This is a genomic window from Terrabacter sp. Ter38 (genome assembly GCF_024519435.1).
Taxonomy (GTDB): domain Bacteria; phylum Actinomycetota; class Actinomycetes; order Actinomycetales; family Dermatophilaceae; genus Terrabacter.
Genome location: NZ_JALJRZ010000002.1, coordinates 159,218 through 172,826, shown reverse-complemented (window position 1 = coordinate 172,826; position 13,609 = coordinate 159,218). Strand labels below are relative to the sequence as shown.

At 73.2% G+C, this 13,609-nt stretch carries 14 protein-coding genes; 5 read left to right on the top strand and 9 right to left on the bottom strand.

The genetic code is table 11. The features are described 5' to 3' along the window. The 4 genes from NR112_RS05685 to NR112_RS05670 all read right to left on the bottom strand — a co-directional run bounded on the left by NR112_RS05685 (nucleotide 1) and on the right by NR112_RS05670 (nucleotide 4,182). Complete coding sequence (locus NR112_RS05685) at nucleotides 1–993, bottom strand: VWA domain-containing protein (RefSeq protein ID WP_256793021.1); 993 nt, start codon at nucleotides 991–993, stop codon at nucleotides 1–3. Nucleotides 994–1,017: 24 nt separating this feature from the next. Then, nucleotides 1,018–2,028 carry a DUF58 domain-containing protein gene (locus tag NR112_RS05680; RefSeq protein WP_256793020.1) on the bottom strand — a complete coding sequence of 337 codons (1,011 nt, stop codon included), beginning with the start codon at nucleotides 2,026–2,028 and terminating at the stop codon, nucleotides 1,018–1,020. Then, complete coding sequence (locus NR112_RS05675) at nucleotides 2,007–3,128, bottom strand: MoxR family ATPase (RefSeq protein ID WP_256793019.1); 1,122 nt, start codon at nucleotides 3,126–3,128, stop codon at nucleotides 2,007–2,009. The genes NR112_RS05680 and NR112_RS05675 overlap by 22 nt, the downstream gene beginning before the upstream one ends. A 124-nt stretch (nucleotides 3,129–3,252) precedes the next feature. Beyond that, a complete protein-coding gene (locus NR112_RS05670; RefSeq protein WP_256793018.1) occupies nucleotides 3,253–4,182 on the bottom strand; it encodes a S1C family serine protease in 930 nt (309 codons plus the stop codon). Nucleotides 4,183–4,282: 100 nt separating this feature from the next. On the opposite strand from NR112_RS05670, the gene NR112_RS05665 reads away from it, so the two are divergent. Beyond that, nucleotides 4,283–5,185: a CHAD domain-containing protein gene (locus tag NR112_RS05665; RefSeq protein ID WP_256793017.1), complete on the top strand. Its 903-nt coding sequence runs from the start codon at nucleotides 4,283–4,285 to the stop codon at nucleotides 5,183–5,185. Nucleotides 5,186–5,206: 21 nt separating this feature from the next. On the opposite strand, the gene NR112_RS05660 is transcribed toward NR112_RS05665, so the two are convergent. The 4 genes from NR112_RS05660 to NR112_RS05645 all read right to left on the bottom strand — a co-directional run bounded on the left by NR112_RS05660 (nucleotide 5,207) and on the right by NR112_RS05645 (nucleotide 8,826). Further along, a complete protein-coding gene (locus NR112_RS05660) occupies nucleotides 5,207–6,721 on the bottom strand; it encodes a sulfatase (RefSeq protein ID WP_256793016.1) in 1,515 nt (504 codons plus the stop codon). Next, complete coding sequence (locus NR112_RS05655; protein WP_256793015.1) at nucleotides 6,718–7,437, bottom strand: DinB family protein; 720 nt, start codon at nucleotides 7,435–7,437, stop codon at nucleotides 6,718–6,720. The genes NR112_RS05660 and NR112_RS05655 overlap by 4 nt, the downstream gene beginning before the upstream one ends. Before the next feature lie 147 nt (nucleotides 7,438–7,584). Then, complete coding sequence (gene yidC, locus NR112_RS05650) at nucleotides 7,585–8,412, bottom strand: membrane protein insertase YidC (protein ID WP_256793014.1); 828 nt, start codon at nucleotides 8,410–8,412, stop codon at nucleotides 7,585–7,587. An 81-nt stretch (nucleotides 8,413–8,493) separates the two neighbouring features. Next, nucleotides 8,494–8,826, bottom strand: a complete 333-nt coding sequence (locus NR112_RS05645; protein WP_256793013.1) for a hypothetical protein — start codon at nucleotides 8,824–8,826, stop codon at nucleotides 8,494–8,496. 175 nt (nucleotides 8,827–9,001) lie between these two features. On the opposite strand from NR112_RS05645, the gene NR112_RS05640 reads away from it, so the two are divergent. The 4 genes from NR112_RS05640 (at nucleotide 9,002) to NR112_RS05625 (ending at nucleotide 12,170) form a co-directional block, all read left to right on the top strand. Continuing rightward, nucleotides 9,002–9,883, top strand: a complete 882-nt coding sequence (locus NR112_RS05640) for an esterase family protein (protein ID WP_256793012.1) — start codon at nucleotides 9,002–9,004, stop codon at nucleotides 9,881–9,883. Continuing rightward, nucleotides 9,880–10,458: an AAA family ATPase gene (locus NR112_RS05635; protein ID WP_256793011.1), complete on the top strand. Its 579-nt coding sequence runs from the start codon at nucleotides 9,880–9,882 to the stop codon at nucleotides 10,456–10,458. The genes NR112_RS05640 and NR112_RS05635 overlap by 4 nt, the downstream gene beginning before the upstream one ends. A gap of 230 nt (nucleotides 10,459–10,688) precedes the next feature. Further along, on the top strand, nucleotides 10,689–11,564 hold the full coding sequence (locus tag NR112_RS05630) for a potassium channel family protein (protein ID WP_256793010.1): 876 nt from the start codon (nucleotides 10,689–10,691) through the stop codon (nucleotides 11,562–11,564). A gap of 9 nt (nucleotides 11,565–11,573) precedes the next feature. After that, nucleotides 11,574–12,170, top strand: a complete 597-nt coding sequence (locus tag NR112_RS05625) for a GNAT family N-acetyltransferase (RefSeq protein WP_256793009.1) — start codon at nucleotides 11,574–11,576, stop codon at nucleotides 12,168–12,170. Between the two features lie 136 nt (nucleotides 12,171–12,306). Here the strand turns inward: NR112_RS05625 and NR112_RS05620 are convergent, their stop codons facing one another. After that, complete coding sequence (locus NR112_RS05620; protein WP_256793008.1) at nucleotides 12,307–13,377, bottom strand: alkene reductase; 1,071 nt, start codon at nucleotides 13,375–13,377, stop codon at nucleotides 12,307–12,309. Between the last annotated feature and the right edge of the window lie 232 nt (nucleotides 13,378–13,609).

The window sequence follows — 13,609 nt, the reverse complement described above, 5'->3', positions numbered from 1 at the left end:
TCAGACCACCCGCCCCCGCCGGAGCACCGACACCGTCGCCCCGCCGAGCAGCAGCAACGCAGCGAACGCAGCCACCCACGACGTCACCTCGTGGGGGACCGTCCGCGTCGTCCACTGCAGCTCGACCGCGTCGTACACGGCAGCCAGGGACGCAGCGTCCGACGCCCGGCGGTACGTCCCGCCGGTCGTCTCCGCGATCGCCCGCAGGGGCGATTCGTCGAGCGCCGTCGCGATGCTGAAGCCGTCGACCGTGATCGTCGTCCCCGCCGGCGTCCCCAGCCCGATCGGCTCGATCCGCACCCCTGCCGCCGACGCGAGCTCCGCCGCGCCGGAAGGCCCGTCGTCCGTCGTGTCCTCGCCGTCGGTGAGCAGCACGATCGCCGTCCCCCCGTGGTAGCCGATCGGCGTCTCCTCGTCCGTCCCCTTCTCGGCGTCCCCAGGCGCCTTGACCGGCTTGCCGACGATCGCGCTCAGTCCGCCGAGGATCCCGTCGCTCAGCGACGTGTCGCCGGCCGGCTTGAGCCGCGCCACCGCCGCCAGCACGGCCGCCCGGTCCAGGGTCGGCCGCTGCGTCACGAGCCCCGTCCCGCCGAAGGCGACCACGGCGATCCGCACGGACGCCGGCTGCTTCTCGACGAAGGACCGCGCCGCAGCCTTCGCCGCCTCGAGCCGCGACGGCTTCACGTCGGTCGCCGCCATGCTGTTCGAGACGTCGAACGCGAGCACGACCGTGCCCTCCCGGTGCGGCTCCGCGACCGATGCCACCGGCCGCGTCAGGGACAGCACCATGACCGCCAGCGCCGCGATGAGCAGCGCCGGGCCCAAGTGGTGCCACCGCGACCGCGTCGGCGCGGGGATGACGAGCCCGTCCGCTGCCAGCGCCGCCCGCCGCGCTTCCTGCGCGCGCAGCACCCGCTGGTAGCCGACGAGGAGCACGGGCACCACGAGCAGCCCCGCCAGCGCCCACGGCCACGCCAGCGACAGCTCGCTCATCGCAGCCACCTCATCGCAGCCACCTCATCGCCGTCGCCTCCGCCTCAGCTCGGAGATCCGCAGCAGCGACCGCACGAGGTCGTCGTCGGTCCGCACCGGGTAGAGGTCGACGCCGGCCTTGCGCGTCCGCGCCTCGAGGTCGGACTGCCGCGACTCCGCAGCCGCGGCGAGCCGGGCCCGGAACGCGACGTCGCTCGTGTCGACGAAGATCTGCTCACCCGTCTCCGCGTCCTCGACGTAGACGCCGCCCACGTCGGGCAGCTCGCTCTCGCGCGGGTCGACGACCTGGATGGCGACGACCTCGTGTCGCCGCGCCAGCCGGGACAGCGGCGCCTCCCACCCGTCCGCCGAGATGAAGTCGGACACCACGAGCACGAGTGACCGCCGCCGGGCGATGCCGTATGCCGCCGCGAGCAGGACTCCGAGATCCGTGACGGTCCCGGAGGGGGCTGGGACGCCGGCCTGCCCCGAGCGACCCAGCACCCGGCGTACGCCACGACGGAGGGTCGACGCCCCACGGTCCCGGCTCGTGGCGGTGCGACGGTCCAGGAGGGGGGCTCGGGCCTCGCGCCGGTCGAGCAGCGTCTTCGCGATCCGCAGGACCTGGTTGCGGCCCGGCGCGGGCGGGATGACGAGGTCGACCCCGGTGTCCATGACGATGGCGCCGACCCGGCTCCCGCCTCGGGTCAGCACGTGCGCGAGCGTCGTCGCCACCTCGGCCAGCACGAGGTCCTTCTGCCGGTCGACCGGCCCGAAGCCCATCGACGCCGAGTGGTCGAGCAGCAGCCACGCCGTCAGCTCGCGGTCCTCGACGAACTCGCGCACGTAGGGCTCGTCGAGCCGCGCCGTGACGTTCCACTCGATGTGCCGCAGGTCGTCGCCCGGCACGTACTCCCGCAGGTCGGTGAAGTCGAGACCGGCACCGCGGAAGAGCGTGCGGTAGTCGCCCTGGAGTCGCCCGTCGAGCCGCCGCACCACCCTCCACTCGAGGCGTCGCAGCAGGCTCTCGGCGCTCAGCGTGGGGGTCGCGCCCATGTCGCGTCCCCACCGGAGCCACCCGATCCACCCGCACCGTCCGGCGCGCCATCGGGACCAGCCCCGAAAGCGCCTGCCACAGGGGCCGACCCGGCCGCCCGCTCGCGCAACGGAGCCGTCGGAACCGGGACCGCCGCGAGGAGTGGCGTCAGCAGGTCGTCGGGCGAGAGGTCCTCGGCCAGCGCCTCGTAGGACAGCACGATCCGGTGTCGCAGCACGTCCCGCGCGAGGTCGCGCACGTCGCCGGGCAGCGCGTAGTCCCGGCCGCGGAGGAACGCCAGCGCCCGCGCCGCCAGCACGAGGTTGATCGACGCGCGCGGGCTCGCGCCGTACGTCAGCAGCCGGGCCAGGTCGTCCCGGCCGACGCTCGCCGGCTCGCGGGTCGCGGTGGCCAGCCGGACGGCGTACTCGATGACCGCAGGGTCGACGTAGACGGCGTCCGCCTCGCGCTGGAAGCCGCGCAGCATCTCCGGGTCGAGCACCGTGACCGTCGCCACCGCCGCCGAGATCTGGCGCTCGACGACGACGAACTCCTCGGCAGCAGAGGGATATCCGATGAGCACCTTGAGCATGAAGCGGTCGACCTGGGCCTCGGGCAACGCATACGTGCCCTCGGACTCGATGGGGTTCTGCGTCGCCATGACGAGGAACGGGTCGGGCGCCGGGAAGGTCTCGCGCCCGATCGTCACCTGCCGCTCCTGCATGACCTCGAGCAGCGCACTCTGCACCTTGGCCGGGGCCCGGTTGATCTCGTCGGCGAGCACGAGGTTGGCGAAGACCGGCCCGAGCGAGACCTGGAACTCGCCGTCCCTCTGGTTGTAGATCCGGGTTCCGACGAGGTCGGCCGGCACGAGGTCAGGCGTGAACTGGATGCGCTGGAAGTCGCCGCCGATGGCCTGCGCGAGCGTCTTGATCGCCATCGTCTTGGCCAGCCCCGGCACGCCCTCGACGAGCAGGTGCCCCCGAGCGAGCAGCGCGACGAGCATCCGCTCGACGAGCACGTCCTGTCCGACGATGGTCCGCTTCACCTCGTAGAGCGCCTGCTCGAGCGCGTGCCGACCGTGCTGGACCTGCTGACCAGCGGTTGCCTGTCCGTCCATGCCGTCCTCCTGGTTCACGCCTGCTCGTCCACGCCTGCTCGTTCACGCCTGCCCTTGTACTTCTTCTGGATCACGCCCGTCGACGGCGTATGCCGTGTGCTCACCTCCCGGCGGAGGCTCGGTCTCAGCGGGGCGGGCTGCCCGCGGCCCCTCCCGCCGTCGCGATCGGCACCGCGAAGCCGATGCCGACGAAGAGGCTCTGGTCGGTCGGGTTCGCGAGCCCCGTGACGATGCCGACGACCTGCCCGGCCTTGTTGAGCAGCGGCCCGCCAGAGTTGCCCGGGTTGACCGCCGCGTCGATCTGGATCAGGTGCTCGAGCTTGCGGTCGCCCTCGACGCGCACCGTCCGGTCGAGCGCCGACACGACGCCCGCCGAGAGCGAGTCGGTGAGGCCGAGCGGGTGGCCGACGGCGAAGACCGGCGCCCCGACCGCCACGCCGCCGCCGAGCACGGCGGGCACGACGGTCTCAGGGAGCTTCGAGGGCGTGAGCGTCGCGATGTCGCTCTCCGGCTTCTCGGTCGCGACCTTCGCCGGCGAGGTCGTGCCGTCGGCGAACGTGACGGTGATGTTCGTCGACCCGTCGACGACGTGCAGCGCGGTCAGCACGGTGCCGTCCTCGTTGACGACGACTCCCGCGCCGCTGCCCGCCTGCTCCCCCCCGGCCACGGTGTCGCGGGTCTCGATGAGGACGAGCGACGGCGCGATCGCCGCGTGCGCGACCGACCCGTCGGCCGGCGCGGCGGCCTCCGCCTCCGCCTGTCTCTCGATGCCGCGCCGGACGCTCGTGTCGACGTCGCGCTGCGTGAGGACGGGCGGGCCCGGAGGTCGCGTCACGGCATACGCACTGACGAGCGCGACGATGACCGCCAGCGCGACGAGCCCCCACCACGCGCGGCGCGGCACCCGCGCCAGCCGGTCGCGGACGCGCCGCCACCGGCGCGGTGGGGGAGGCTCGGGCTCCGGGTCGGGCGCACGACTGGGCACACCGAGGAGGAGCCTGGCGCCTGGGGCGACGGCGGTGTCGATCGCGGGAGGAGCGGTGACCCGTGCCACCTTCTCGACTGTACGTTTCCCGAGACCCGAGCGGCAGGGGCTGTCGAGTCTTCACAGGATCTCGCGAAGCGGGGACGTCCACGGTGCTGAGGGGTAGACAATGCGTATGCCGTCCGCCGCGTCGCTGCTGAGCGAGCACCTCCGCGAGCAGCGGGAGGCCTTCGCGACCGCCGAGGCCGCCGTGCGCGCAGGGGAGCCCGAGGGGGTCCACGACCTCCGGGTCGCGATGCGCCGGATCCGCAGCGCCCTCGCCAGCTTCCACGCGCTCGTCGATCCCGCCGTCACCGAGCCGCTCCGCGACGAGCTGCGCTGGGCGGCCGGGCGCCTCGGGGAGGCGCGCGATGCCGAGGTCGTCCAGGACCTCGTCGACACGCTCCTCGATGACATCGGCCCCGCCGGCCTCATCGGCCTCGACGAGGCCGTGACCGGGCTCCGCGCCCGGCTGCACCTCGACGCCACCGCCGCCGACGAGGTCATCGACGAGACCCTCGGATCGAGCCGGTATGCCGCCGCGATCGCCCTGCTCGACAGCGTCGTCACGCACCCGCCTCTCACCGACGGCGCCGAGCGGGGCGCGAAGAAGGTCGTGCGCAGGGTGCTGCGCAAAGAGGGCAAACGGGTGCGCGAGCGGGCCGACCTCGCCGAGGACGCCCTCGCCACGGGTGACACCGAGCTGCGGTCCGCCTGCCTCCACGACGTGCGCAAGGCCGCCAAGCGGCTGCGCTACGCGGCCGAGGCCATGGCGCCGGTGTCCGGGTCCAGGGTCGGCCTCGTCGCCGAGCGGGCTGCGGACGTGCAGGGCCTTCTCGGCGACCATCACGACGCCGTCGTCACCCGGGCGACCCTGCGGCACCTGGCCATCGACGAGGACGCCGGTGTCGCGGCGGCCTTCCTCCTCGGCCACCTCGACTCCGACGAGCAGCGCGCCGCAGACCGTCTCGAGCGCCGTGGCGGCAAGGCCCTGCGTCGCCTCGACCGCGCCATCGACAGGGCCCTCGCGTAGGCGCGCGGCCCCGCCGGCTGCTCAGCGGGTGGGGGGGTGGCCCTCCGCGATGAGCCGCGGGACGGGCTGGTCCGGGTGCGGATCGTCGCCGACCTGCTGCTGCGCGAGCCACATCCGCGCCTCCAGCTCGTCGCGCACCGCGGCGTACGCCGGGTCCTCGGCGACGTTGACGAGCTCCTCCGGGTCGGCCTCGAGGTCGTAGAGCTCCCACTCCTGCGCGAACCTCCGGTCCGAGCAGCCCGGCAGCCCGAGCCCGTCGTTGTAGAAGAAGATCAGCGTGTAGCGGTGCGTGCGGTAGCCGTAGTGCGCGCCGACCTGGTGGCTCCGGTCGTCGTGCATCCAGTAGCGGTAGTAGAAGCCCTCGCGCTCCCGATCACGTCGTGCCGCAGCCGGATCGGTGAGGTCGCGCCAGAAGGACCGGCCCTGCATGCGCTCGGGCACGTCGACGCCGGCCGCGTCGAGCAGGGTCGCGGCGATGTCGACGTTCGTGACGATCCGGTCGAGCGCCTGCCCGGCGGCGACCGCCCGCGGGTAGGACAGGACGAACGGCATCCGGATCGACTCCTCGTACATGAAGCGCTTGTCGAACCAGCCGTGGTCGCCGAGGAAGAAGCCCTGGTCGGAGGAGTAGACGACGATCGTGTCGTCGAGCTCGCCGCGGTCGGCGAGCCAGGACGTCAGGCGACCGACGTTGTCGTCGACGGACGCGACGCACGCGAGGTAGTCCTCCATGTAGCGCTGGTACTTCCACAGCGCCTCCTCGTCGGCCGAGAGCCCCGGCGGGACCGGCGCCTTGAGGTCCTCCTCGGTGAGGTGGTCGGCGATGCGCATCGCCGCCCGCCGCGCCGTGTCGGAGCGGCCGGCGAGGTCGTCGGTGAACGTCGGGGGCACGGGGATCGGCTGGCCCCCGGCCGGCCCGCCCTCGGCATACATCCCCGCGTGGGCGGCGTCGGGCTCCCAGGGACGGTGCGGCGCCTTGTGCCACACGAGCACGCACCACGGCCGGTCGTCCCCGTTGCCGTCGCCGTCGCCGTCGCCGTCGAGCGACTCGACCCAGTCGATGGCGAGGTCGGTGATGAGGTCGGTCGCGTAGCCCGGCTCGACGCGCAGCCCGTCGGCGGAGAGGAAGCGCGGGTCGTGGTACTCGCCCTGGTCGATGAGGGCGTCCCACCGGTCGAAGCCCTGCGGGTCGTGGTCGACGCCGTCGCTCGAGCCCTGCCCCATGTGCCACTTGCCGACGAATGCAGTGCGGTAGCCCGCCTCGCGCAGCGCCGTGACGAAGGTCGGCTGCGACGCGTCGATGAACGTGTCGAGGGTCGTCACACCGTTGACGTGGCTGTAGGTGCCGGTGAGGATCGAGGCCCGGCTCGGCGCGCACAGCGAGTTCGTCGCGAAGAGGTTGTCGAGACGTACGCCGGCCGCCGCGACCGCGTCGATGTGCGGCGTGCGGTTGACGACCGAGCCGTAGGTGCCGATGGCGTGGGCGGCGTGGTCGTCGCTCAGCATGAAGACGATGTTGGGCCTGCGGGCGCTCATGACCCGGCTCCGCGGTGGGCTGCGTCAGCGACCACGTCACGGGCCACGTCACCGGCCACGGCACCGGACGGCAGCGTGCGGTGGGCGTCGGCGGCGGCCTGGATGCGCGCGACGTAGCCGGTCCACCACGCGTCGTCGCCCATGTGGTCGTGGTCGCGACCGCCCCGCCCGTCGATCGACTCGCGCAGGATGTCGGCGTGCCCGGCGTGCTGCGACACCTCGGCGACGCAGCGTACGAGCAGCGACCCGAGCGTCGTCGACCGGCGCTCCTCCGGCCACCACGCGACGCTGGCCGCCGCGTCGAGCCCGAGCTCGCGCACGACGGCGTCGCAATGGGTCGCCGCCCGCTCGTAGAGTCCGACGAGCTCGTCGCGCGACTCGTCGGCCGTCGCCCACATGTCGGCCGAGTGCCAGATCGTGCCGTCCTCGACCCACGGCAGCCGCTCGCCGGACGGCCGCCCCACCGAGTCTCCGAGGTAGGCCAGCTGGACGCCGGCGACGTGCTTGACGAGGCCGAGCAGGTTGGTGCCGCTCGGCGTGATCGGGCGCCGCACGTCGTAGTCGCCCAGCCCGTCGAGTGCGCACAGCAGTCCGTCGCGCCCCTCCTGCAGGTAGCGCAGGAGGTCGTCGACGAGGTGGGGTCCGCCCACCCGCGTCGACTCGCTCGTCCCACTCATCTGGCTGGTCCCGTTCGTGGCCCTCGGTGTCGCGCTCACGCCGACCACGCTAGACGCCACCCCCGACCACGGCGAGGGATCACGCCCTCACCGCAGACGGGGTTCGCCGGGTCGCCGGGTCGCCGGGTCGCCGGGTCGCCGGGTAGCCGGGTCGCCGGGTCGCCGGGTCGCCGGGTCGCCGGGTCGTCAGGAGGGGGCGCCTTCCAGCGCCCTGGCGTCACGCCGCCGCGCGGCCGGTGAGCCCGGCGTCGGGGCGAAGCGCCAGATGACGCCCTGCTGCGCGAACGTCCAGGCGTTGTTGACGAACCAGTAGGCGATGATGCCCGCCGGCACGACGAGCGCCGCCGCGAGGACGCCGACCGCGCCGAGCCACGGCATGAGCCGCTGGACCGTCGCCATCCCCTCGGGCAGGTCGGTGACGTCGGTCATCGGCAGCACGAACCAGCGCTGCGCGAGCAGGCTGAGCGCGGCTGCCCCGAGCGCGACCGCGACGAGGACGAGCCCGGCCACGGGGTCGGACCCCAACGTCGTGCCGAGGTGGCTCGTCAGGTGCAGGCCGGCGAGGGACGCGGCCGACGCCGACGCGACGAGGCCGGCGTCGAGCGCGCCGACCGAGTGCCCGGCCGTGAGGTCGGAGACGACGCGGTAGAGCGCGTAGAAGAGCGGCAGCTGCAGCAGCGCCGGCGCGAGGCTCCATCCCGAGACGCCGTGCTCGACGTGGATCGCCTTCTGCTCGGCGCGCATCGCCGTCAGCTCCTCGAGGTCGCGGGTGCCGGCATACCTCTGGCGGAGCTCGCGCAGCTGGGGCGCGGCATGGGCGCGGGCGTGCGACGAGCGCACGCCGTGGATCGTCACGGGCAGCAGCACCGAGCGGACGGCGACGACGAGCAGCGCGACGGCGAGCAGCCAGGCGCCCGCGGAGCCGGAGCTCAGGCCGACGGCGCCGGCGACGTCGTGGGTGGCCGCGAGCACCGCGGCGACGGCATGGGTGAAGGGGGACAGCAGGTCAGGCACGGGTGAGCTCCTCGGCTCGGGCCCGCGAGGGGCCGGGGATGGGTGGGCAGTGGCCCGGACGCCGCAGGTGCGACGAGCGGGTCAGTGCCGACCCGGAGCCCGAGGGCGCTGGGGACAGCGCGGTGCGTCGAGGGCGCACCAGTACGCCGTCGACGCGGGCACCGCGCCCGACACCCCGGACGGGAGGACGGGCACCGGTACCGGCCGGACCGTGCGCACGGCGGTCGTGGCGAGCACGACGGTGAGGACGCCGACGGTCGCTGCCGTGAGGAGCAGCTGACCGGCGCCCGCACCCGTCACGGTGCCGAGGAGGACGACGACCATCGCGACGAGGCTCGCGGCGACGGCGGGAAGCGCGGAGCGTGCGGAAAGCGCGGCCACGTCGGCGGACGCGCGGTGGCGCAGGACGCTCATGCCCGTCTCCTCTCGTGGTCCGGCCGCTCGGCAGCCCGGTTCGTCGACCCACCTCGAGCGTACGTCACCGTGTCTGCCCGACCACGCTCGCGGCCACACACGACCCGTGCCTGCGTGGGCCGGATGGCGGGTTATCCCGTTGCCGCCTGCCCGGGGTGTCCGTACGTTGCCACGCATGGCTACCCGCGTGCCGTACCGACGTCTGCCGATCGACCAGACGGACGTCGTGTATGACTACGGCCCGGACTCGCAGGTGCGCGACTTAGTGCCGGCCGGCGAGACCGTGGAGCTGCGGATCGACGACAGCGTCATCTACCCCGGAACGTCGCGCCGGGTGTGGGTGCACGTGCCGGCCTCCCACCACCTGGGCGAGCCGGCGAACCTCATGGTCTTCAACGACGGCTGGTGGTATCTCGACCCCGACGGTGACGTCCGCGCCGGCGTCGTGCTCGACAACCTCGTCCACGCCGACGAGATCCCCGTGACCATCGGTGTCTTCGTCGATCCCGGCGTCTTCGAGGACCGCGACGAGCCCGACGAACGGAAGAACCGCAACACGGAGTACGACGCCTTCGACGACCGCTACGTGACCTTCCTCCTCGACGAGGTGCTGCCGCTCGTCACCGCGCGCTGGGCGGTCAGTGACGACCCCGAACGGTGGGGGATCTGCGGCGGCAGCAGCGGCGGCGACGGCGCCTTCACCGCAGCGTGGCTGCGGCCCGACCGCTTCCGCCGGGTCGTCGCCTTCGTGTCGAGCTTCGCGCAGATGCCGGGCGGCAACCCGTATCCCGACCTCGTCCCCGACGTCCCGCGCAAGCCGTTGACGGTCTTCCTCCAAGCGGGGCACCGCGACCTCGGCTGGGACGAGCCCGAGATGAACTGGCTCGCCGAGAACCTCCGCACGACGGCCGCGCTCGTCGAGGCCGGCTACGACGTGCGGCTCGTCCTCGGCGACGGCGGCCACAGTGCCAACCACGGGGGCGTCGTGCTGCCCGACGCGCTGCGCTGGGTCTGGCGCACCCGTTCCCGAGGGGCGGACGGGGAGCGCGAGTCGTGACGGCTCGAGCGCCGGGTCGCTCCCCGCTCGACGACGGCGCCGCGTGCGTCTTCGTCGTCGGAGCCCCGGGTGCGGGGAAAACCACGGTCACCCGGCTCGTCACGGCCCGACTGTCGCGAGCGGCGCTCCTCGAGGGCGACGTCATCAGTCGGCTCGTCGTCAGCGGGCGCGTCTGGGCGCTGGGCGAGCCCGCTGACGAGGCCGACCGCCAGACCCGCCTCACCAACGACAACATCGTCACGCTCGCGGCACGCTTCGCCGACGCGGGCTTCACGCCCGTCATCGACTGGGTCGTGCCGGACCGCCCACAGCTCGACCGCTACGTCGAGGGCCTCCGTGACCGCGGGCTGGTGCTCGTCGTCCTCGACCCGGGCGGCGACGTGTGCCGCGACCGCAACGAGCTGCGCGACCCCGAGGAGCAGTTCGACTTCGACGGGCAGGAGGCGCTCGTGGCCGGGATGCGACGCGACTTCGGCGGGATCGGCTGGTGGTTCGACACGTCTGCGCTGACACCGGAGGAGACCGCCGAGCAGGTGCTCGCCCACGCGTACGCCCTCGGTCGGCGTGGTCTCTGACGACCTGCGGGCGCGGGCGGGGGCGCCGCCCTATCCTCGGACGCGGTAGCACTTTCGCGGCGACGCTCGAGGAGGGCGGCATGACCGAGGCCAGCACCGGGCCCGATCACGACGCGCCCGCGCCGACCACTCCGACGCGACCCGACGATCGACGCGTTCGTGCCCGTCGAGCCGGACGAGCCGGACGAGCCGCGCGACGGAGCCGTCGGGAACGACTGGTGCGTGGGCCGATGCTCGACCGTTTCGGGCTCGTCCTCGTCCTCGTGCTCGCCACGATCGCCGTCCAGGCCCTCGTCGACGTCCGCGGCTCGCTCCCGGCCCAGGTCTTCACGCACGCCATCAGCGGGCTCGCGCTCGTCGCGGCCGCACGTGCCTCCGGCGCGCGTCGCCGCTTCCGCCGCGTCATCGACATCCTCGTCGGAGGCGTCCTGATCCTCAGTCTCGCGACCCTGTCGTACCGCCGCACGGACGGCAATCTCGCCGTGCCGCCCGAGATGACGTGGCTGCTCGCCGCCTCGCTGACGCCGGTGCTCATCGCCCGACGGGTGCTGCAGCACACCGTCGTCACGGTCCAGACCATCATGGGTTCGGTCGCGGCATACCTGCAGATCGCGGTGGCCTACGCCTACCTCTTCCAGACCGTCGACGCCTTCAGCACGGCACGCTTCTTCGGCGAGGACGTGTCGACGACGACCTACATGTACTTCAGCCTCGTCACCATCTCGACGGTCGGCTTCGGCGACTTCACGGCGAAGACCGACCTCGGCCGTCTGATCGCCTCCAGCGAGGCTGTCGTCGGACAGGTCTACCTCGTCACCTTCGTGGCGCTCATCGTCGCGCGCTTCGCGGCGGGTATGCCGCGTGCCTCGGCTGCCGCCGGCGCCGGCGGCGATCCGGGCGCGGCCGAGCCGCCAGGGACCCTCTTCGAGGCGCTCGACTCGTCCCGGACCCTCCAGCCCTTGCCTGGGGAGCTGGCGGACGACGAGGACGACGACGATCTCTGGGAGGACGATCGGGAGGACGATCGGGAGGACGATCGGGAGGGCGATCTGGAGGGCAACGGCGAGGACGACGGCGACGAGGTCGGCCGAAGCCGCACGCCCTAGCATCGCCGCATGCCTGACGCGCGCGAAGCGATCGAACCGCCCGAAACATCCGGACCCCTCGAGCTCGCCACGGTGCGCGACGCCACGCCGGGCGACGCGACCGCGTGCGCCGCGATCTACGCCCCCTACGTGACCGACACGGCGATCACGTTCGAGACCGAGGTGCCTGACGTCGCCGCGATGGCCGCGCGCATCGAGACGGCGCAGCGCGCGCACGCGTGGCTCGTGCTCGAGGACGCCACCGGCGCCGTCGTGGGGTACGCGTATGCCGGCCCGTTCAAGGAGCGCGCCGCCTACCGGTGGTCGTGCGAGGTGTCGGTCTACCTCGCCGGCGATCGCCGCGGTCGTGGCGGTGGGCGCCGACTGTACGAGGCTCTGCTCGAGCGGCTCACGGCCCGCGGCTACCGGATGGCCGCGGCCGGGATGACCCAGCCCAACGAGGCGAGCGGCCGGCTGCACGCGGCGATGGGTTTCGCGCCGGTCGGCACCTACCGGGACATCGGCTGGAAGTTCGGCGCCTCGCACGACGTCACCTGGGTCCAGCGCCGCCTCGGCGAGCCGCTCCCCCCAGGAGGGGCCGGCGAGAACCCGCCCGAGCCGACCTGACGGGCGTACGCCCCTGCCCACCCGACGTGATCCGGTCGATTGAGCGCTCCGTCCCCCGTCGAGTGAGCGCCCCGCCACAGGTGGTCTGTGACGGGGCGCTCACTCGCCTGCTACCGGGCGCTCACTCGACGGGGCGTCAGGGGAGAGCGGGGTAGTCGGTGTATCCCTCGGCGCCGCCGCCGTAGAAGGTGGCGGGGTTCGGCTCGTTGAGCGGGGCGCCCTCGCGCCAGCGACGGACGAGGTCCGGGTTGGCGAGGAACTCGCGTCCGACGGCGACGAGGTCGCCGAGGTCGCGCTCGAGGATGTCCTCGACATCGGCCAGCTCGGTCAGCTTGCCGAAGCCGGTGTTGAGGATGACCGGGCCGTCGAAGCGCTTGCGCAGGTCGCGGACGAGGTCGGACTCCGGGTCGCCGAGGATGCTGAGGTAGGCGAGCCCGAGCGGGGCGATGCCCTCGACGAGCGACTCGTAGGTGGCGGCCGTCTCGACCTCGTCCTCCTCGAGGACGCCCTGGATGTTGTGGGCGGGGGAGATGCGGATGCCGACGCGGTCGGCGCCGATCGCCTGGGCCACGGCCGTCGTGATCTCCACGGTGAGGCGGGCCCGGTTCTCGGGGGAGCCGCCGTAGGAGTCGGTGCGCTCGTTGCTCGACGGGGCGAGGAACTGGTGCGGAAGGTAGCCGTTCGCGGCGTGCACCTCGACGCCGTCGAGCCCGGCCGCGACGGCCTGGCGCGCAGCGTGGACGAACTCCGCGACGAGCGCGGGGATCTCGTCGGTCTCGAGGGCCCGCGGGACGGCATACGCCTGCTGGCCCGTCGGGGTCACGATCTCACCGGGCGCGGCGATGGCGCTCGGCGCCACGCTCTCGAGGCCGCCCTTGTTGTCGGGGTGGGCGACGCGGCCGGCGTGCATGAGCTGGACGACGACGTGGCCGTTGCCCTGGTGGACGGCATCAGCGACGAGGCGCCAGCCGGCGACCTGCTCGTCGGAGTGCATGCCGGGGGTGTCGAGGTAGCCCTGACCGATGGCGCTCGGCTGCGTGCCCTCGGTGATGATGAGACCGGCGCTCGCGCGCTGGCCGTAGTACTCGGCGTTGAGCTCGGTCGGCGCCTGGCCCTCGCCCGCGCGGTTGCGGGTCAGCGGCGCCATGACGAAGCGCTGGGGAAGGTCCCAGCGGCCGATGCGGATGCTCTCGAAGGCCGTGGACACAGGCCTGCTCCTCACGTCTAGGGGATGTCGGTGGCGGTTGGCGGCCCCCACCGGCGATCGGTGGAGCCTTCAACTACCTAGGCGACAAGGAGGGCGGGCGGTCGATCATTCCCGTTTGTCCAGGGTTGCAGGTGTGGGCGATCCCACCCGGCCGGAGTGTTTTGGGGGTATGCCGAAGGGGAGGATGCGCAGGCATCCTCCCCTTCGTGCGCGCTCAGCTCGCGGAGAGCTC

Coding starts and splice junctions, on each gene's coding strand:
- NR112_RS05675 (WP_256793019.1), bottom strand. CDS start 3,128: ATGGACGGACAGGCAACCGCTGGTCAGCAGGTCCAGCACGGTCGGCAC.
- NR112_RS05665 (WP_256793017.1), top strand. CDS start 4,283: ATGCGTATGCCGTCCGCCGCGTCGCTGCTGAGCGAGCACCTCCGCGAG.
- NR112_RS05630 (WP_256793010.1), top strand. CDS start 10,689: ATGCTCGACCGTTTCGGGCTCGTCCTCGTCCTCGTGCTCGCCACGATC.
- NR112_RS05640 (WP_256793012.1), top strand. CDS start 9,002: ATGGCTACCCGCGTGCCGTACCGACGTCTGCCGATCGACCAGACGGAC.
- NR112_RS05680 (WP_256793020.1), bottom strand. CDS start 2,028: ATGGGCGCGACCCCCACGCTGAGCGCCGAGAGCCTGCTGCGACGCCTC.
- NR112_RS05660 (WP_256793016.1), bottom strand. CDS start 6,721: ATGAGCGCCCGCAGGCCCAACATCGTCTTCATGCTGAGCGACGACCAC.
- NR112_RS05645 (WP_256793013.1), bottom strand. CDS start 8,826: ATGAGCGTCCTGCGCCACCGCGCGTCCGCCGACGTGGCCGCGCTTTCC.
- NR112_RS05625 (WP_256793009.1), top strand. CDS start 11,574: ATGCCTGACGCGCGCGAAGCGATCGAACCGCCCGAAACATCCGGACCC.
- NR112_RS05685 (WP_256793021.1), bottom strand. CDS start 993: ATGAGCGAGCTGTCGCTGGCGTGGCCGTGGGCGCTGGCGGGGCTGCTC.